This is a genomic window from Salinibacterium sp. G-O1, from assembly GCF_030063305.1.
GTDB lineage: Bacteria > Actinomycetota > Actinomycetes > Actinomycetales > Microbacteriaceae > Rhodoglobus.
In genome coordinates this window covers 580,550-599,261 of the sequence record NZ_JASISV010000002.1, presented here as the reverse complement: position 1 = coordinate 599,261, position 18,712 = coordinate 580,550, and the positions used below count along the sequence as shown (strand labels likewise).

16 protein-coding genes are annotated in these 18,712 nt (G+C 65.2%); 14 read left to right on the top strand and 2 right to left on the bottom strand.

The window, feature by feature from the left end:
* Position 1 precedes the first annotated feature (1 nt).
* Genes QMG83_RS09290 through QMG83_RS09280 form a run of 3 tightly spaced genes read left to right on the top strand, consistent with a single transcriptional unit; the run spans position 2 to position 4,402 of the window.
* A complete protein-coding gene (locus QMG83_RS09290; protein ID WP_283505087.1) occupies positions 2–1,291 on the top strand; it encodes an oligosaccharide flippase family protein in 1,290 nt (429 codons plus the stop codon).
* Positions 1,284–2,576 (top strand): O-antigen ligase family protein, encoded by a 1,293-nt coding sequence (locus QMG83_RS09285; protein ID WP_283505086.1) that lies wholly within the window; start codon positions 1,284–1,286, stop codon positions 2,574–2,576. Before QMG83_RS09290 ends, QMG83_RS09285 begins: the two co-directional genes overlap by 8 nt.
* Positions 2,573–4,402: a DUF2264 domain-containing protein gene (locus tag QMG83_RS09280; protein WP_283505085.1), complete on the top strand. Its 1,830-nt coding sequence runs from the start codon at positions 2,573–2,575 to the stop codon at positions 4,400–4,402. The genes QMG83_RS09285 and QMG83_RS09280 overlap by 4 nt, the downstream gene beginning before the upstream one ends.
* Positions 4,403–4,853: 451 nt before the next feature.
* Here the strand turns inward: QMG83_RS09280 and QMG83_RS09275 are convergent, their stop codons facing one another.
* Positions 4,854–5,510 (bottom strand): trimeric intracellular cation channel family protein, encoded by a 657-nt coding sequence (locus tag QMG83_RS09275; protein ID WP_283505084.1) that lies wholly within the window; start codon positions 5,508–5,510, stop codon positions 4,854–4,856.
* A gap of 64 nt (positions 5,511–5,574) precedes the next feature.
* On the bottom strand, positions 5,575–6,315 hold the full coding sequence (locus QMG83_RS09270; protein WP_283505083.1) for an SDR family oxidoreductase: 741 nt from the start codon (positions 6,313–6,315) through the stop codon (positions 5,575–5,577).
* A gap of 73 nt (positions 6,316–6,388) precedes the next feature.
* On the opposite strand from QMG83_RS09270, the gene recO reads away from it, so the two are divergent.
* From recO to QMG83_RS09215, 11 genes are all read left to right on the top strand, one after another.
* Positions 6,389–7,117, top strand: coding sequence for a DNA repair protein RecO (gene recO, locus QMG83_RS09265; RefSeq protein WP_283505545.1), 729 nt, complete (start codon positions 6,389–6,391; stop codon positions 7,115–7,117).
* Entirely contained in the window at positions 7,114–7,917 is an 804-nt protein-coding gene (locus QMG83_RS09260; RefSeq protein ID WP_283505082.1) for an isoprenyl transferase, read from the top strand. The genes recO and QMG83_RS09260 overlap by 4 nt, the downstream gene beginning before the upstream one ends.
* Before the next feature lie 223 nt (positions 7,918–8,140).
* Complete coding sequence (locus QMG83_RS09255) at positions 8,141–8,854, top strand: NUDIX hydrolase (RefSeq protein WP_283505081.1); 714 nt, start codon at positions 8,141–8,143, stop codon at positions 8,852–8,854.
* Complete coding sequence (gene nadA, locus QMG83_RS09250) at positions 8,841–10,118, top strand: quinolinate synthase NadA (RefSeq protein ID WP_283505080.1); 1,278 nt, start codon at positions 8,841–8,843, stop codon at positions 10,116–10,118. The genes QMG83_RS09255 and nadA overlap by 14 nt, the downstream gene beginning before the upstream one ends.
* Positions 10,118–11,656 carry an L-aspartate oxidase gene (gene nadB, locus QMG83_RS09245; RefSeq protein ID WP_283505079.1) on the top strand — a complete coding sequence of 513 codons (1,539 nt, stop codon included), beginning with the start codon at positions 10,118–10,120 and terminating at the stop codon, positions 11,654–11,656. The genes nadA and nadB overlap by 1 nt, the downstream gene beginning before the upstream one ends.
* Positions 11,653–12,501 (top strand): carboxylating nicotinate-nucleotide diphosphorylase, encoded by an 849-nt coding sequence (nadC, locus tag QMG83_RS09240; protein ID WP_283505078.1) that lies wholly within the window; start codon positions 11,653–11,655, stop codon positions 12,499–12,501. Before nadB ends, nadC begins: the two co-directional genes overlap by 4 nt.
* Positions 12,498–13,661 carry a cysteine desulfurase family protein gene (locus QMG83_RS09235; protein WP_283505077.1) on the top strand — a complete coding sequence of 388 codons (1,164 nt, stop codon included), beginning with the start codon at positions 12,498–12,500 and terminating at the stop codon, positions 13,659–13,661. Before nadC ends, QMG83_RS09235 begins: the two co-directional genes overlap by 4 nt.
* A gap of 13 nt (positions 13,662–13,674) precedes the next feature.
* Positions 13,675–14,733 carry a Gfo/Idh/MocA family protein gene (locus tag QMG83_RS09230; RefSeq protein ID WP_283505076.1) on the top strand — a complete coding sequence of 353 codons (1,059 nt, stop codon included), beginning with the start codon at positions 13,675–13,677 and terminating at the stop codon, positions 14,731–14,733.
* 67 nt (positions 14,734–14,800) lie between these two features.
* The gene (locus tag QMG83_RS09225) at positions 14,801–15,844 is read left to right on the top strand and encodes an aminotransferase class V-fold PLP-dependent enzyme (protein ID WP_283505075.1); all 1,044 of its coding nucleotides are present in this window, start codon (positions 14,801–14,803) and stop codon (positions 15,842–15,844) included.
* A 99-nt stretch (positions 15,845–15,943) separates the two neighbouring features.
* The gene (locus tag QMG83_RS09220; RefSeq protein ID WP_283505074.1) at positions 15,944–17,329 is read left to right on the top strand and encodes a glycine--tRNA ligase; all 1,386 of its coding nucleotides are present in this window, start codon (positions 15,944–15,946) and stop codon (positions 17,327–17,329) included.
* A gap of 245 nt (positions 17,330–17,574) precedes the next feature.
* A complete protein-coding gene (locus QMG83_RS09215; RefSeq protein WP_283505073.1) occupies positions 17,575–18,711 on the top strand; it encodes a putative endonuclease domain-containing protein in 1,137 nt (378 codons plus the stop codon).
* The last annotated feature ends 1 nt before the right edge of the window (position 18,712 follow it).

Genomic DNA, 18,712 nt, shown 5'->3' with positions numbered 1-18,712 from the left:
GATGTTGGCCCGTAGCCTCGTAATTTCGACCTTTGGCAACCTCGTCGGACCTGCGTCCATACTCGTCGCTTCGTCGGTTGTTGCCCAGCAGGCTGGACCAGCCGGGCGAGGAGAAGTTGCCGCAGTAAACGCGGTAATTGTGCTGATAGCCGCATTCGCCGCATTCGGTCTTCCCGAAGCGTTGACGTATTTCGTGGCGCGGAATGGAAGTGGTCGCGGGGGGTTCGCCAACCGGCGCGCGATATGGGTGACTTTGCTTGCGGGGATCACTTCATCGGGGGTCGTTGCGCTGCTGGCGCCGACCCTAAGCGGTGGGAACGATTACTTAGCTCAGGTCATAACCATTGCGAGTATCACTGTTCTACCCTCGATGCTCGTTTCCCTGCTCAGAGCTTCTGCGGCCGGGCACCAACGGTGGGGGACAATCGCAGCGGAGCGGACGATCGCTGCGATTGCGCGAGTTGCGGGCATATTGATACCTGTTGCACTGGGCAACTTTTCGATCTTGAATGCTTCGTTAGCGCTCGTCGGCGCACCCCTGCTCGGAGCGATCGCGTACCTGCCGTACCGCCGCGTTGCAACTCCCGGGCGGCAGGTGACTGATGTGCCTTTTATGAGCTACGCGGCCAAAAGTTGGGCCGGCACACTGGCGGGAATGCTCACGGCCCGCCTTAGTCAGGCGATTCTGTTGCCCCTGAGCGATGCACACCAGCTTGGACTTTTCGCCGTAGCTGTAAACCTCTCAGAGGTCATGCTCATTTCCAATCAAGCGTTCCGGGATGTGATTTATGCGGCGGAAAGCAAGGATTCCGATGTAGCCAGGCTCGCTACCGCATCGCGCGTTTCCACAATCATCGCGATTGTCTCCGCAGTATTTATCGCCGGTGTGAGCCCAATTCTAATTCCGCTGATGTTCGGCCCAGAATTTGGGGAGTCGATTCCACTAACCATCGTGCTTTGCCTCGGTATTGTGCTCGGTGTGCCTGGCTCCGTCGCCGGAATGGGTTTGGGGGCGCGAGGCAGACCGGAGCTCAGATCGGGCTCGCTAGCTGTCGGACTAGTGTTTAACGTGGTGCTTCTGATTTCTCTCGTGCCCAGTCTTGGTGCGTGGGGTGCGGCCATAGCCGCCGTTGTGACGACTATGGTGATTAGCAATACCAATCTCATCCAGTTGTATCGGTTTTTCGGATATTCCCCGTGGCAGTTTGCGTTGCCCCGCTCGTCAGATTTCGGGGAACTTCGGCGACAGTTAACGAAATTGCTAGGTCGGGGTGGGGTGGGAAATGCTTGAACTTGTCCTAGGCGTCGCCGCAGTCCCGCTGTTGTTCTTAGCCCTGTGGTCCCTCGCCAATCTCGATGCGCTGGTGATCGTCTTAATCTCGAGTTCCTTCTTGACAGTAGTGAGCTTTCCTCTTGGTCCAGCGCTAGTACGAATCGACGCGATCGTCGCGTTGGTTGTTTTACTCGTGATCGCCGTCCGTCGTGATGAGCGCGAACATGGGCGAGCCGCCCGAATGAGGTGGGCATATTTCGCACTCCTTTTTTCGCTCGGAGTAGTCGCGTTTTGGTCTAGCACAGCAAATGCGCTTGCGCCTGTTCGAAGCTATTTCATGCTCGCTAACTTTGCCGTCGGCGGGTTGGTGCTGTTTGCTCTCTGGGGCCTGCACCTTGACTGGGCGAAGATTGTGCGCGTCGGGACTTGGGTTTTGTTTGTAATCTGTGCGCTGAGTCTCCTTGAGTTGCTCGCATTCCCTGGCACCTCAACTCTCTCCGCTGCACCACAAGGCGGAAATTCGTTTCGGGTCCGTGGTCTTTCGCTAGAGCCAAACCTCATGGGGGCTACGTGTGTGGGGTGGCTAGCTGTGATGTACTACTGGCGCCGCTCGCTCTCGCGAAGGTACGGGTTAATCGCCAGCGTGATAGCCGTCGCCTGTGTCCTCACGAATACTCGTGCTGCTTGGCTAGCGCTGGTTTTGCTTGCGATCTTTGTGCTCTGGGATCTGCGATCTAAAATCGGAGTTTTCATCCCCATCGGCGCCGCGCTATTCATGGTGGTGTTAGCGATTTTGGCTCCGATCACGCAAAGCGCAGAACGAGGGACTTTTGCTTGGAAAATTGGCAACCTACTGGCTAGCGACACAGGCACGGGCCTCTATCGAGTACGCACTTGGGATATTGCATTCAATGACATCGCTACCAGCAGTGCCCACCAATTTGGCCTGGGTGTTAATTCGTACAGCCAACGCCATCCGCTCGATCTCACCCAGGCCACGGAAGGCTACCTGAGCAACCTCTGGATTGGATGGCTGTACGACGCGGGCATTGTCGGTCTAGTGATTTTTTGCGGGCTTCTGGTCGTGGTGTTTCTCGCCTCCGCGAAACGGTTCGATGCCATCCCTGTCTTCGCTGCATTGCTCATCTGCGCGACCCTCACGAACTCGTATTGGATGCTCTTCCCGTGGCTGTGCATGACCTTGGTGCTACCAAACCAAGAAGGCCCGGACGCAGGAAGATATCAAAGGCTGAGGGCGGCGAACATTGATCTCGTCAGTTCCAAGCGTGGAAGATTGCCATGATCCTTTCCCAGCGGGGGGACTTTGTGCAGGTCGCTAAGCGCTCGATTCAGCATCTTGATCAGTATCGGACAGCGGATGAGTCTCTGATATTCCTTCCAGGCAAAGCGAGTCGAAATGGCCGTCTATCTGACGGGCAGGAGGGCTTTGCGCGGTCGATGCTGCTGCTGGCTTTTCTGAAAAACGACCTTATCGAGGCCGACCTTGATTACTCGGCGCGATATCGCCGTGGATTGGTTGCCGGGGTGAAAATATGGCCAGTTCCAACTGACTTCGCTCAATCGATCGTGGAATCGACCTCGATTGCGTTGTCTTTGGCAATCGCTCCGGCGCTTTTCTGGGATCCTCTCTCGGAGCAGGAGAAACATGCTGTAGTCGAGTACCTATCGATTGCAACCCGAGCGAGCGTGTACGCCAACAACTGGGGTCTTTTCCCCTTGGTGATAGCTAAAGTCCTAGACTCACTAGGTTTCCCATCGGCCGCAGGAGCATCTGTGCTCACTCGAACAGGCGAAATCGACAGCCTCTACAGGTCTGGCGGATGGTACACAGATGGAGAGTCGCACCGCATTGACTATTACAACCATTTCGCGTTTCATTTCTACCCACCACTAATGGCCCATCTGGGCTTGGATATCATGGATCGTGGCCAGGTAACCGCTCGCCTAGAGAAATTCGTCGAATCCGCCGACGGCTGGGTTGCTTCTGACGGCCGGATTTTGTATCGGGGTCGATCTTTGGTCTACCGATTTGGTAGCACTGCCCCATTTTGGCTAGCCGAGATGTTGGGCGTGGTGCCTTTTGGAGGTGAGCGCGCCCTAGATCTATCCAGCCGAGTGATGAGTCGGATAGTCGCTGATGGTGGTTGGGAAGGTGGCAATTTTACGTACCGCTGGAATGAAAACGGGAAAGTTGACCGACAACCATATTCCGGTCCTTCCTCCCCCCTCTGGGCGTCTAAAGGTTTTGTGGGGCTGTTGCTAACCAGCGACGCGGCGCCGTGGCAAGCGTCACCGAAGCTCGGGAACTCCCCGGTGCGAGTGTCTCGACTCGAGGAGCCTGCTGTCAGAGAATCGCCCGGAGTTTCGATAATTACCGCGCACCCCCTAACCCTCGGGAGACCTTTACGCGTCGATGACCCGCTCTACGAAAGCGAGATCTACACAACTCACACCGCCCCAAATGTCAGGACAGGTCGAGTCCGGATCAGAATGTCGCCATTCATTCGGGCCGCAGAGGTTTCCAGGCTGGCGGAAGGCGGCGTTCTGCACGTGGCAATGGGAACGAGTATTTCGATCCCGCGAAGGCTTGCCTACAAATTCGGGCGGCCCGCTATCAGAATCAAGTCCCTCCAGGTGCGGAAACTCACCGTGGAGCTTGAAAGCTCTGTTCTAGTCGTATTGGCTGTTAGGTCCCCCCGTCGGGCCAGGCTCGTATACACGGGGCTAGCGCTTGCATCCGGGACAAAATCTGGCTGTGAAAGATACGCCTCAAAGGACGGCATTCGTGCGACCGTAGTTGCTGACAGGCTGGGCGTCTCATCGAGCGCCGTCGGCATTCTTGGATTCAAACAGGCCGGAATATCGAAGGTGAGACCGTCGGCGTTTGGCAGGTTTGGCGCCGAGCCGCTACTTTACGCAGATCTTCGACCTGGTTGGAACCTGATGGTGTGCGAAGTCTCTGTCTACCCAATGGGCGCAAGTGGTCCTTGCGCACGCGTCATCGAAGTATCTGAAGACTCTCGATCTGCGCTGCTCCAGGGAGACGGCTCGAAAATTGAAGTGACGATGGTCCGGGGAGACTTGCGTATGACCCGGCGTGCGAACTAGACCAATCGATCGTGCTCTCGGTGAATGCGAAGCCGAGTGGCCCCTCGGACATCTCCGCGGGGGAGTTCTGGGCGTTTTCTAGTTCGACCCCCAAAGACACGAAGCACATAGGGGCCCGTGTCTATCCACCAAAGACTCTCGCGACACCGCGACGAAACGATAGCGGCGTGCGTGACCTGAGAATCTGACCTGGAGAATGCCCTGGCCGGCAAGTACTCACCACTGACCGTAGTGGTGGGACGAGTCGAGCGTGTCCCGAGAGATGGTGCAGATCGATGCGCGGCAATATAGGTAAGTGGGCACACTCGTAGCGGCCGTACTGCCGATCATCATCCTCTGCAGCGAATGGGCCCCGTGTCTCAAATTTGAGTCCCTTTTGCCGCGTGCAAAGCCGGGTTTGCAGGGCCATCTCTAAACAACGTACGGTCTTGGTTGTGCCTGCGCTCCGGGCCTAGCGGCGGCGGATGCGCGGCATTTTCTCGATGGCTCGCTGCTCGGGAAGCGTCCAGTTGAACAGCACGGCGAGAATGCGAACGCCGAACGTCATCGCGACACACGCCGACGCGGCCACGAACACATTCACGTCCACTCGCACCAACACCGCGAGCAGCGTGGTGCCCGCCACGGCAGCCAGCGCGTACAGCGAGCCGACGTGCATCAGGGCGATGGGACGGTTGAGCAGCACGTCGCGCAGTATGGATCCGCCCACGGCAGAAAGCACGCCAACGAAGATCGCGGGAACCTCCGGCAGACCCATCGCCAGGGCCTTAGTGGTGCCGATCGCGCCGAATAGCCCGATCGTCAGCGCGTCGAGCACCGTGATGAGGGGGCCGAGCCGTGCGATCAGGCGTTCGAGCAACATGCCGGTGAGGGCGGCGGCGGTGGCGACGACGAGGTACCAGTTGCTGCTGAGGGCCGCGGGCACCTGCGCGAGCAGCACGTCGCGCAAAATACCGCCGCCGAAGCCAGACGCGACGCCGATGATCGCCACGCCGAGCAGGTCGAGCCGGCGGTCACGGAACTGGGCGGCGAACAGCGCTCCCTGAGCTGCGCCGATGCCGACGGCAAGAAGGTCAGCCCAGAGCGGGATAACGAAGGCTTCGTTCACGCCCTATTCGTACCACGGCTGGCGCGAGAAACCAGCCCCGGATGCCGCGAGCCGGGCCGCGCGGTCACCGCACCACCCGCTGCACGTACTCCGCGAACGTCTCGCGCCCGAAGCCGGGCAGCCCGGGCATGTGGGTTCCGCTCCTGAAAGCGCGGATGGTGCGCCCCGCCAGCGGCAGCGCCCACACACGCTTGTGGGTGCCCGCCGCCGCCTGCAGTGTCGCGATCGCGTCCAGCAGCCTGAGTTGTTCCGGCCCACCGATGTCGGGCACCGCTCCGGCGGGAGCGGCCCCGACCAGCTCGACCAGGCGGGCCGCGACCTCCTCGCCCGCGATCGGCTGCACCGGGATGTCGGCCGCGAGGATGAACGGAAACCGCCGCTGCGCCGACACCAGCATCGCCAGAAAGCTGTGGAACTGTGTCGCGCGCAGAATGGTGTGGGGGATCCCCGACTCCGAAATCGCTCGTTCGCAGGCGAACTTGATGCGGTAATACGGATACGGGTTCACGTCGACTCCGACAATCGAGATGTAGACGAAGTGGGCAACGCCAGCCGCGAGCGACGCGTCGAGGAGTCGCCTGGTTTGGGCGGCATCCTTACCGCTGGCCGCACTGGTCGCCAGGTGCAGCACCGTGTGCACACCGTCGAGTGCTTCGGCGAGCCCCTCTCCCGAGGTGAGGTTGCCCGTGACCCGCCCCGGGCCGCGCGTGCGGCTGAACACCCGCACATCGTTCCCGGCTGCACGTAGCAGTTCGACCGTGGGACGGCCGAGGCTTCCCGTGCCGCCGGTCACAAGTATTGTCATGGTGGCTCAGGTCTACACCCGCCACGGCCGGTTGTGCCAGCGCGTGACGGTGCAGCAGAGGATAATCGTGAGTGTGCCGACCTACCGTGACGAAGTCGTTGTGCTGCGCACCCACAAGCTGGGTGAAGCCGACCGTATTGTGACGATGCTCTCGCGCCAGCACGGAAAGATCCGGGCCGTGGCCAAAGGCGTGCGTCGCACGGCGTCGAAGTTCGGCGCCAGACTCGAGCCGATGATGGTCGCCGACGTGCAGTGCTACGTCGGCCGCAGCCTCGACATCATCCAGCAGGCCGAATCGCTCGGGTCGTACGGTGCCGAGATCGCCGACGACTACGCCAGCTACACCGCGGCCAGCGCCATGATCGAAACAGCCGACAAGATCACGGATGACGACGGCAGCCTGCAGCAATACCTCCTGCTGGTGGGCGCCCTGCGTTCCCTGTCGCGGCGGGAGCATCATCCAAGCCTCACCCTCGACTCGTACCTGCTGCGATCACTGTCGATCGCCGGCTGGGCACCCAGCTTCGAGGACTGCGCCATCACCGGCGCCCCAGGCCCGCACACCGTCTTCGTCGCACAACTCGGTGGCGTGGTCGCCGACGAGGTCGCACCCCCCGGCTCGCCGCGGCTCGACCCAGACACCCTGCACCTGCTGGGCGCGCTGATCGAAGGCCGCTGGGAGGTCGCCGAGGCGGCAGACGAGCGCTCGCGAAGCCAGGCCAGCGGAGTGGTTGCCGCCTACACGCAGTTCCACTTGGAACGATCACTCCGATCACTGCAGCACGTGGACCGCAGCGCATGAGGCCGTTCAAGCGCACCCACAAAGACGCCGTCGACTACAAGCCCGTCGACTGGACGGGCATCTACCCTCCCGAGATACCGCGCAAAGCCGTGCCCGAGCACATCGCCATCGTGATGGATGGCAACGGCCGCTGGGCCAACGCCCGCGGCCTCACCAGGGTTGAGGGCCACAAGGCGGGGGAGGCGAGCCTGCTCGACGTGGTGGCCGGCGCCATCCAGATCGGCGTGAAACACATCAGCGTGTACGCGTTCTCGACCGAGAACTGGAGCCGCTCACCCGACGAGGTCAGATTCCTCATGGGCTTCAACCGGGACGTGCTGCACCGGCGGCGCGACCAGCTCAACGCGTGGGGAGTGCGGGTGCGCTGGGCGGGCCGCAAACCCCGGCTCTGGGCATCCGTCATCAAAGAGCTGCAGTTCGCCGAGCAGCTGACCCGCGACAACGACGTGCTCACCCTCACGATGTGCGTCAACTACGGCGGACGCAACGAGATCACGGATGCGGTGCGCGTCATCGCCGAGGACGTCGCCGCCGGCCGGCTCAAGCCCTCCGGCATCAGCGAGAAGACGATCCAGAAGCACCTGTACACGCCCGACCTGCCGGACGTCGACCTGTTCGTGCGCAGCTCGGGGGAGCAGCGGATGTCCAACTTCATGCCGTGGCAGAGCGCATACGCCGAGATGGTGTTTCTCGACACCCTGTGGCCAGACTTCACCCGCGAGCAGCTCTGGGAGGCCGTCTCTATCTACGCCTCCCGCAACCGCCGCTTCGGCGGGGCCGTGGACGCGCCCGGCGCCTGACCGCGGGCCCCACAGTTGCCCCACTGCCCCCCACCGTTGGAAATTCAGGAAACGGCGTGCGCGCCGAACCCGGAACACCGGAGCCGCGCGGCACGTGCCACCGCCGCGACGCTCATCTCCTGAATTTCCGAAGGGGGGAGGGCGCCGGGAGCGTTTTGGTCAGTTCGACCTGAAGTGTTACACTCTCTTCAGGTCATAGTGACCTTTACTGATCGGAAGCCCCATGGCAGACTCACCGCGCGACGGCATCCAACTCGCCGTATCCACCGTGATCTTCGCCCTGCGCGAGCACCCAGACACCGGGCTGAGCGCGGTGTGGATCCCGCTGGTGCGCCGCATCAAAGAGCCGTTCCTCGACCGCTGGGCGCTGCCGGGCGGCTGGGTGACCGAGCCCGAGAGCCTCGCGGATGCCGCGGCACGCAACCTGCTCGAGACCACCGGAGTGCAGCCCAGCTACCTCGAGCAGCTGTACGCCTTCGGGGACGTCGAGCGCTCCACCTCCAGCCGCGTCGTGTCGATCGTGTACTGGGCACTCGTGCGGGCCGACCAGGCGGAGCAGGCCACCGACGGCGACAACGTGCGCTGGTTCCCCGCCGACCACCTGCCGGAGCTGGCCTTCGATCACAACGTCATCATCGAGTACGCGCTGTGGCGGCTGCGCACCAAGGTCGAGTACAGCCGCATCGCTCACGCGCTGCTGGGTGAGACCTTCACGCTCACCGAGCTGCGCAACGTGCACGAGGCGATCCTGCGCAAGCCGCTGGACCCCGCCAACTTCCGCCGGCAGGTCGAGGGCTCGCTTCAGCCCACCGATGCCGTCGTCAGCGGTGGCAGGCACCGCCCGCCGCGGCTCTACCGCTACAACGCCAACACCGAGCTCGTCGACAACGGCCCGCTCAGTCATGAGAAAACAGGGAGTACCCGTGTCATCAGTTGATGCACTCATCCAGACCGCGCCCGGCGAAAGCTGTGCGCCCGAGCTGGCCGACGGCCCCTGGACCTTCGACCTCGGCACCCCCGGCTACGGCCCCGGATCGTCGATGGGCGACGTGATCCCGACAGGGTCGCCGCGCCAGGGCCAGCTGCCCACCGAGTATCAGGATGCCTCCAACGCCGAGCTGCACGATCGAATCCGTGCGGCGAAAGAGGTGCTCGGCGACCGTGCCGTGATCCTGGGTCACTTCTACCAGCGCGACGAGGTCGTGCAGCACGCCGACTTCCTCGGGGACTCGTTCCAACTCGCCAATGCCGCCCAGACCGTTCCGGATGCCGAGGCGATCGTGTTCTGCGGTGTGCACTTCATGGCCGAGACGGCAGACATCCTCGCGCGTCCGGGCCAGGCCGTCATCCTGCCGAACCTCGCCGCCGGGTGCTCGATGGCCGACATGGCCGACATCGACTCCGTGGAGGAGTGCTGGGAGCAGCTCACCGAGCTGTACGGCACCCAGCCCGATTCCGCGGGCAGGGTTCCGGTCATCCCGGTCACCTACATGAACTCGTCTGCCGCGCTGAAGGCATTCTGCGGTCGCAACGGTGGCATCGTGTGCACCAGCTCCAACGCCGCAACGGTGCTGGAGTGGGCGTTCGAGCGCGGCCAGCGCGTGCTGTTCTTCCCCGACCAGCACCTCGGTCGCAACACGGCGAAGGCGATGGGCATCCCGCTCGAACTGATGCCGATGTGGAACCCGCACAAGCCGCTCGGCGGCAACGCCGAGGCCGAGGTGCTCGACGCGAAGGTCATCCTCTGGCACGGCTTCTGCAGCGTGCACAAGCGCTTCAACGTCGCCCAGATCGACGCGGCCAGGGTGGAGCATCCGGGGGTGCGCGTGATCGTGCATCCCGAATGCCCGATGGCCGTCGTCGACGCCGCAGACGAGGCAGGGTCTACCGACTACATCCGTAAGGCGGTGGCGGCCGCGACCGAGCCCACCACCTTCGCGATCGGCACCGAGATCAACATGGTCAACCGGCTCGCAGCTGAGTTTCCGCAGCACAAGATCTTCTGCCTCGACCCGGTGATCTGCCCGTGCTCCACCATGTACCGCATCCACCCCGGCTACCTCGCCTGGGTGCTGGAGGGGCTCGTGCGCGGCGAAGTCATCAACCAGATCACTGTGCCAATGGATGTCGCGGCCGACGCCCGCGTCGCGCTCGAGCGCATGCTCGCCGCTAAGCCGATCCCGGCGCAGGAGACGGTCTGATGGCACGCGTCGTCGTCGTCGGCACCGGGATCGCGGGGCTGATTGCCGCGTACCGGGCCAGCGCTGAGCATGACGTCGTGCTGGTGACCAAGGCCGACCTGGGCGAAAGCAACACGAAATACGCGCAGGGCGGCATTGCGGCTGCGTTGTTTCCGGATGACAGCGCCGAGGCCCACGCGGCAGACACCGTGCGCGCCGGCGACGGGCTGTGTGACCCGGCGACTGTCGACGTGCTGTGCACGGAAGGTCCCGGCCGGGTTCGCGACCTGATCGCGCTCGGCGTGGAGTTCGACCGCATCAACGGGGAGCTGGAGCGGGGCCACGAGGCCGCCCACTCGGCCCGCCGCGTGATCCACGCTGGCGGCGACGCGACCGGGCTCGCCATCGAGACCGCCCTCGTCGCGGCCGTGCGCACCCTCGCGCTCGAGGTGCACGAGCACACCTTCATGCGCGATCTGGTGATCGATGACAGCGGGCCCGACCGTCGCGTGAGCGGCATCGAGGTCGTCGACACCGCCGGTGTCGTGCGCGTGATCGACGCCGACATCGTGATCCTGGCCAGCGGCGGCGCCGGTCAGCTCTACACCCACACCACGAACCCGCTAGTGGCCACCGGTGACGGCACGGCCGCAGCCCTCAGGGCAGGCGTGGTGCTCGCCGACCTGGAGTTCTACCAGTTCCACCCCACGGCCCTCGCCGTCGCCGGCACCCCGCTGATCTCCGAGGCCGTGCGCGGAGAGGGCGCCGTGCTGCTCGACGAGCACGGACGCCGGTTCATGTTCGACGTGCACCCGGATGGCGAGCTCGCCCCGCGAGACGTCGTCGCCCGCGGCATCGCCAACGCGATGGCTGCGCAGGGCGGTCGGCCCGTGCTGCTGGATGCCACGGCTCTCGGCCGCGACTACCTCGAGCAGCGCTTCCCGGGCATCGACCGGTCATGCGCCGCCCACGGTTTCGACTGGGCGACCACACCGATCCCCGTGACGCCCGCGGCGCACTACTGGATGGGCGGAATCCGCACAGACGCGCACGGCCGCACCTCGCTGCGCGGGCTGTTCGCGGTCGGCGAGGTCGCGTGCACGGGCGTTCACGGCGCAAACAGGCTCGCATCCAATTCGCTGCTCGAGTCTCTCGCCTTCGCCTGGCGCGCCACGGATGTGCTCACCGACGCGTGGCCGCAGTTCGCCTCGACGGCGACCACGCTGGGCGCTGCTGCCGCGGGCGACGTTCCGGTGGATCGCGCTCAGGTGCAGCGACTGATGTGGGATCTCGTCGGCATCGAACGTTCCGCCGCGGGGCTTCGTGCCGCCGCGGCCCAGCTCGAAGAGTGGACGGTCGTCGGCGATTCCGTCAGCGACCTCGAAACCCGCAACCTGCTCGACCTCGCCCGGCTGACGGTGACCGCAGCCCTGTGCCGTGAGGAGTCGAGGGGCGCCCACTGGCGCACCGATTTTCCCGAAAGCTCCGCACTGTTCGCGCAATCATTCGACTGCGTCGTGCCGGCATCCTTACGTGTAAAAGAAGAGGCGACCCTGTGAACTCCGATGCCGTTGACGACATCATCCGCCGCGCTCTCGCCGAGGATGCCCCCTGGGGCGACATCACCTCGGAGACCTTCCTGCCCGCGACCGCACGCGCGCAGTCGAGCCTGGTCGCCCGCGAGGCGGGCGTGATGAGCGGCATCCACGTGTTTGCGCGGGTCTTCGCGCTTGTGGATGCCGACGCCAAGGTCGAACTCTTCGTGGAGGATGGCGCGGCCTTCGCCGTCGGCGACGTGCTCGCCACGGTCGACGGGAACGCCCGCGCCATGCTGCGCGCTGAGCGCATCGCCCTCAACCTCAGCCAGCGCATGTCGGGCATCGCCACGATGACCGCACGCTACGTGCAGGCCGTGGCCGGCACCTCGGCGCGCATCGTCGACACCCGCAAGACCACACCGGGGCTCCGGATGCTCGAACGCCAGGCCGTGCGCGACGGCGGCGCCCACAACCACCGCTACTCCCTCTCGGATGCCGTGCTCGCCAAAGACAACCACCTCGCGGTGCTGCAGCGGGCGGGCATCCCGATCGGCGACGCCATCCGCGACGCCCGCCTCAGGCTCGGACACACCACCCACATCGAGGTGGAGGTCGATCGCATCGACCAGATCGAGCCCGTCGTGGCGGCCGGAGTCAACACGATCATGCTCGACAACTTCTCGCCGGCGCAGCTGCGCGAGGGCGTCGCGATCGTCGCCGGTCGTTGCCTCGTCGAGGCCAGCGGCGGCGTGAACCTCGACACCGTCGGCGAGATCGCACGCTGTGGCGTCGGCATCATCTCGGTCGGAGCGCTCACCCACAGCGTGCGCGCCCTCGACCTGGGGCTCGACATGGCCATCTCATGATCTATCTGGATGCCGCAGCGACGAGCGCGGTGCGCGGCGAGGTGCTCGAGGCCATGTGGCCGTACCTCACGGGCTCGTTCGGCAACCCGTCGAGCCACCACGAGCTGGGGGAGTCGGCGGCGCTCGCACTGGCGGATGCCAGGGCCACCGTCGCCGCGCTGTTCGGGGCTCGTCCTTCCGAGGTCATCTTCACGGCCGGCGGCACCGAATCCGACAACCTCGCGGTGAAGGGAATCGCGCTGGCCAACCCGCGCGGCCGGCACATCGTGACCTCCGCGGTCGAGCACGAGGCCGTGCTGGAATCGTGCGACTACCTGCGTCGCATCCACGGTTTTGAGATCAGCATTGTCGGCGTCGACCGGCACGGGCTCGTCGACCCGGACGAGGTGGCGAAGCTGCTGCGCCCCGACACGACGCTCGTGAGCATCATCCTGACCAACAACGAGGTGGGCGCGGTGCAGCCGATCCGCGCGATCGCGGAGCTCGCGCATGCCGTTGGGGCCGTGATGCACACCGATGCCGTGCAGGCGGCCGGCTGGATCGACCTGAAAGACCTCGGAGCTGACGCGATCAGCGTCTCCGGGCACAAGCTCGGGGCGCCCAAAGGCATCGGTGCGCTCTACCTGCGGCGCAGGATCCCGCTGGAACCGCTCGTGCACGGCGGCGGTCAGGAGCGCGGCAGGCGGTCCGGAACCGAGAACGTGGCCGGCGCCGTCGGGCTCGCCACGGCCGTGCGTCTCAGCGAACTCGCGCGGGTCGACCACGCCGACCGCGTGACGGCGCTGCGGGATACCTTCATCGCCGACGTGGTGAGCGCAGTGCCCGGCGCGACGCTCACCGGGCCGACGGAGCCCCGGCTGCCGTCGAATGCGTCGTTCTGCTTCCCGGGAACGAGCGGCGAATCCATCCTGCTCGAGCTCGGCCAGCGCGGGGTGGTGTGCTCGGCCGGATCCGCCTGCGCCGTGGGCAGCGACGAGCCCTCGCACGTGCTCGTCGCGATGGGCATCGAGCCCGAAGTCGCCCAGACCGCCGTGCGTTTCAGCATGGATGCCACGATCACCGCCGAGCAGTTGCAGCAGGTTGTGCGTCACCTCGTCGACGCCTCGCAGACGGTGCACGCACTGGGCGCATCCACCACCACCGCGACAGCCGCACCTTAGCTAGGCTGGCCGAATGCCCTCAACGCAGAAGTCATCCCCTATCCGCACCGGAATCATTGGCTTCGGCCTCTCGGGCCGGGTGTTCCATGCGCCCTTCATCGCCACGAACCCCGCGTTCAGCCTCGACCTGATCTCCACGGGAAGCCCGGAACGCGCGGCAGAGGCCGCGGCCCAGCACCCGGGCGCCGAGATCGTCGGCAGCCCGGAAGAGCTGCTCGCGCGCGCCGCCGACCTCGACCTGGTCATCCTCGCCTCGCCAGCGCACGTGCACCTCGCCCAAGGTCTCGCCGCCTTCGAGGCCGGCCTGCACGTCGTCATCGACAAGCCGTTCGTGCCGACCGTCACCGACGCCAAGCAACTCATCGAGGCGTCAGAGGATGCCGGCAAGCTGCTTGCCGTGTTCCAGAACCGCCGCTGGGATGGTGACTTCCTGACGATCAAGAAGTTGCTCGCCGAGGGTGCGCTTGGTGACATCCACCGCTTCGAGTCCACCTTCGAACGCTGGGGAGGCGCGCTGCGCGACCGCTGGCAGGACTCCACCACGGCCGAGCAGGGCGCGGGCATCACCTACGACCTGGGCAGCCACCTCATCGACCAGGCCCTGCAGCTGTTCGGACCGGCCACCGTTGACACCGCCGAACTCACCGTCGTGCGCGACGGGGGAGTCAGCGACGACGACGCGTTCATCTCGCTGCTGCACGACAGCGGCGTGCGCTCACACCTCACCATGAGCCGTGTTGCCGGCCAGATCGGCCCACGCTTTAGGGTGCTCGGCTCTGAGTCGGCGTACTCGGTGAACGGGCTCGACAACCAGGAGCCGATGCTGAAGCAGCAGCAATGGCCCGGATCCAAGGGCTACGGCCTCACCCCGAAGGCCGGGTGGGGTCTGGTCGGAGTCGGCGAGGAGCTCACGCCGGTGCGCACCGAGGATGGCGCGTACCCGGAGTTCTACGCGGGAGTCGCCGCCAGCATCCTCGATGGAGCGCCCTCACCGGTCGACCCGAAGGACGCCCTCGCTGTGGTGCGCATCATCGAGCGCGCACACCACCTGTCCGCAGCGGTGTCGGCCTAGGCAGCGCCCGGTCCGCAGTCGCCGATGCGGCTCTTGCCGCCTGTGGGTGGGAGCGGGATGCTTGGGTATGACCTCTGCACCGCTCCAGTCTGCGATCGACAGCTTCGGTGACCCGCGCGGCTACCTGGCCGTGGCATCCATTGGGCTGCCCCCGCGGCAGGCCGTCGAGGCGCTGACAGCTGACCTCGACGCGTGGTGGCACGCCAACCGCGACCCGCGCGGCTACGACGAGGTCATCGACCGCACCCGGGCATCGTATGCCGCACTCGTGGGCGTGCATCCGGACCGGGTCGCGCAGGGGTCACAGACCTCGGTGCTCGCCGCGCTCGTCGCCTCCGCCGTGCCGGACGGCGCCGAAGTGCTGTGCGTCGACGGTGACTTCTCGTCGATCGTGTTCCCGTTCCTCCAGCGGCAGGGCATCCGGGTTCGGCAGGCGCCCCTCGAGGCTCTCGCCGACTCGATCACGGATGACACGTGGCTGGTCGTGTTCTCGCTGGTGCAGTCATCCAGCGGAAAAGTCGCCGACGTCGAGTCGATCCGCGCGGCGGCGGCCCGCCACAACACCTACACGATGTGCGACACGACCCAGGCGGCCGGAGTGCTGCCGGTCGATGCATCCATCTTCGACGTGACCGTCTGCCACACCTACAAGTGGCTGTGCGCACCCAGGGGCGTCGCGTTTTTGACCGTGGCCGAGCGGTTCGACGCTCTGCTGACCCCGCTCTACGCGGGGTGGTACGCCGGCGGCGACATCTGGCAGAGCTGTTACGGGCCGAACATGAACCTCGCACCGGCCGCCAGGCGATTCGACGTGTCACCCGCCTGGCAGGCGTGGATCGGCGCCGAACAGTCCATCGCCCTGTTCGCCGGCCTCGACATTGGGGAGGTATGGGCGCGCACCAGCGGGCTGGGTGATGCCCTGTGTGATGGCCTCGGAATACCCCAGCAGCACCAGGCGATCGTGAGCTGGCCCGACCCGGACGGCGCCGACCTCACCAAGCTCATCGACGCCGGGATCAGGGCGTCCGGCCGGGCGGGACGACTGCGCGCCTCGTTCCACCTGTGGAACACCGAGGCCGATGTCGAGGCGGTTCTGACGACGCTTCGGTAGCGGCGCTGCCGGTAGGCTGGACACTTCGCCGACCGGGCATCCAGCTCGGCTGACTGATGGTGCGCGCCGCGACAATGGACGCACCGAAGGAGACACACCGTGGCCACGCCCAGCAAAATCGACGCCGTCATCAACCTCGCCAAGCGCAGGGGATTCGTCTTCCAGTCCGGAGAGATCTACGGTGGCTCGCGCTCCGCGTGGGACTACGGACCCCTCGGCACTGCACTCAAAGAGAACATCAAGAAGCAGTGGTGGCAGACCATGGTGCAGGGCCGCGACGACGTCGTCGGCATCGACTCCGCCGTCATCCTGCCCCGCAAGGTGTGGGAGGCCTCCGGTCACGTCGAGGTGTTCTCCGACCCGCTCGTCGAATCGCTGCACACCCACAAGCGCTACCGCGCCGACCACCTCCTCGAGGCGTACGAGGAGAAGCACGGTCATCCACCCGTGAACGGGCTTGCCGACATCCGCGACCCCGACACAGGGCAGCCCGGCTCGTGGACCGAACCGCAAAACTTCTCCGGACTGCTGAAGACGTTCCTCGGCCCGGTCGACAACGAAGAGGGCATGCACTACCTGCGCCCCGAAACGGCCCAGGGAATCTTCACCAACTTCGCCAACGTCATGGGCGCCGCACGCATGAAGCCGCCGTTCGGCATCGGGCAGGTGGGCAAGTCGTTCCGCAACGAGATCACCCCCGGAAACTTCATCTTCCGCACCCGCGAGTTCGAGCAGATGGAGATGGAATTCTTCGTCGAGCCCGGCACGGACGAAGAGTGGCACCAGTACTGGATCGACGAGTCGATGAACTGGTACACCGACCTCGGAATCAACCCGGAGAACCTGCGCTTCTACGAGCACGCGCAGGAGAAGCTCTCGCACTACTCCAAGCGCACCGTGGATGTCGAGTACCGCTTCCGTTTCGCCGGCAGCGAGTGGGGCGAGCTCATGGGCGTCGCAAACCGCACCGACTTCGACCTGCGCACGCACTCCGAGGCATCCGGTGCCGACCTGTCGTACTTCGACCAGGCCAAGGACGAGCGGTGGACGCCGTTCGTGATTGAGCCCGCGTTCGGCCTCACCCGCGCCCTCATGGCCTTCCTCATCGACGCGTACGCCGAAGATGAGGCGCCCAACGCTAAGGGAGGCGTCGACAAGCGCACCGTGCTGCGCCTCGACCGCCGGCTTTCGCCCGTGAAGGTGGCAGTGCTGCCGCTGTCCCGCAACGAGCAGCTGTCGCCGCTGGCCCGCAGTGTCGCCGCCGACCTCCGCAAGCTGTGGAACGTCGACTTCGACGACGCTGGCGCGATCGGCCGCCGCTACCGCCGCCAGGACGAGATCGGAACCCCGTTCTGCGTCACGATCGACTTCGACTCGCTCGACGACAACGCGGTGACCGTGCGCGAGCGCGACACGATGGCGCAGGAGCGCATCCCGCTCGAGGGCCTGCGCAGCTACCTCGCCGAGCGGCTCATCGGCGCGTAGCGGCCCGGGCCGCTGCGGCGGCTGCCGCAGGCCGCCTTTCCAGCCCCCACCGCCTTCGGAAATTCAGGAGATCCGGTCGCGCTGAGCGGTGTCCTCCACTCGTGGCGGGGACTCTGCGGTCGTCCGCGCGCCGTTTCCTGAATTTCCGAAGGAGACAGCTACTCCACACGGGCTGCGCGCGCCGAGAGTCCACCGATTGGGCCGCACGCGTCCCGGCCGAGGGCGCACTTCGCGATGCTCTGCGCATGGTGGATATCTCGAGAGTGGTCCATGAGCTGGGCGGATTCGCGCAAAAACGGCAACTTGTCGCGCGGGGAGCGCGAGACGTCGACCTGACCAACGCTGTGCGAGACGGGACGGTGATTCGCGCCAGGCAGGGTTGGTACACCACGTTGGACTACGCGGACGCGCGGGTGAGGGCCGTGCGGGTTGGTGGGCGCCTGACGGGGATCTCCGCCATTCGCGAGTGGGGCGGATGGGTGTTGGGCGAGCATCCATTGCACGTCTCCATTCCGCAGAATGCCGCGCGACTGCGCAGCCAATGGAACAGACGGCGGCCGCTCGGAGTCCGTCGCGGCGTGCGACTCCACTGGGACTCGCTGATCATCGGCGAGCAAGGAAGTGCGTCGCACGTCGGCCTGATCGAGGCGTTGGTGCGAGTGGTCATGGATGAGGATCTTGAGACGGCCGTTGCTGCGATCGACTGGGCGCTGCACACCGGGCGGCTCGACGAATTCGACTTCGAACGGCTGATCCTGAATTTGCCGCGACGCAAGCGGTGGATCAGATCCTGGGTGGACGGCAGGTGCGAGAGCCTGCCGGAGAGCCTCGCTCGCACGAGGCTCAGGCTGGCGGGTCACACGGTAGAGATTCAGGTAGCTCTGGGAACCCAGCGAATCGACTTGGTCGTTGACGACATCATGGGGATTGAGATCGACGGCAAAAAATTTCACGCAGACACGTTTGAGGAGGACCGACTTAAATGCGTCGACATGACGATCGCGGGATTTCACGCAATGAGCGTGAGCGCGAAGATGATTTTTGGCAACTGGGCCCATTTCCTCCGGGCGGTCGACGTCGCACTGGCGTCGCACGCTCCGCCCACTTCGGAAATTCAGGAAACGGCGACGCGCCTTGGGGCTAAGGACAGTAATGGCGGGAGAGCGCACGCGGCCCGGTCGAGATTTCCTGAATTTCCGAGAATGAAGGGCGGCGGCAGAGGCGGCGGAGGCGGCGGGAGCGGGGGCGGCGGCCGCGGCGGCGGCGGCGGAGGCGGCGGCAGCGGGAAGGGCGGCGGCAGAGGCGGCGGAGGCGGCGGGAGCGGGGGCGGCGCCAGCGGGCACAGCGAAGTGGCGGGCCGCGAACGGCCCGCCACTCACTGAA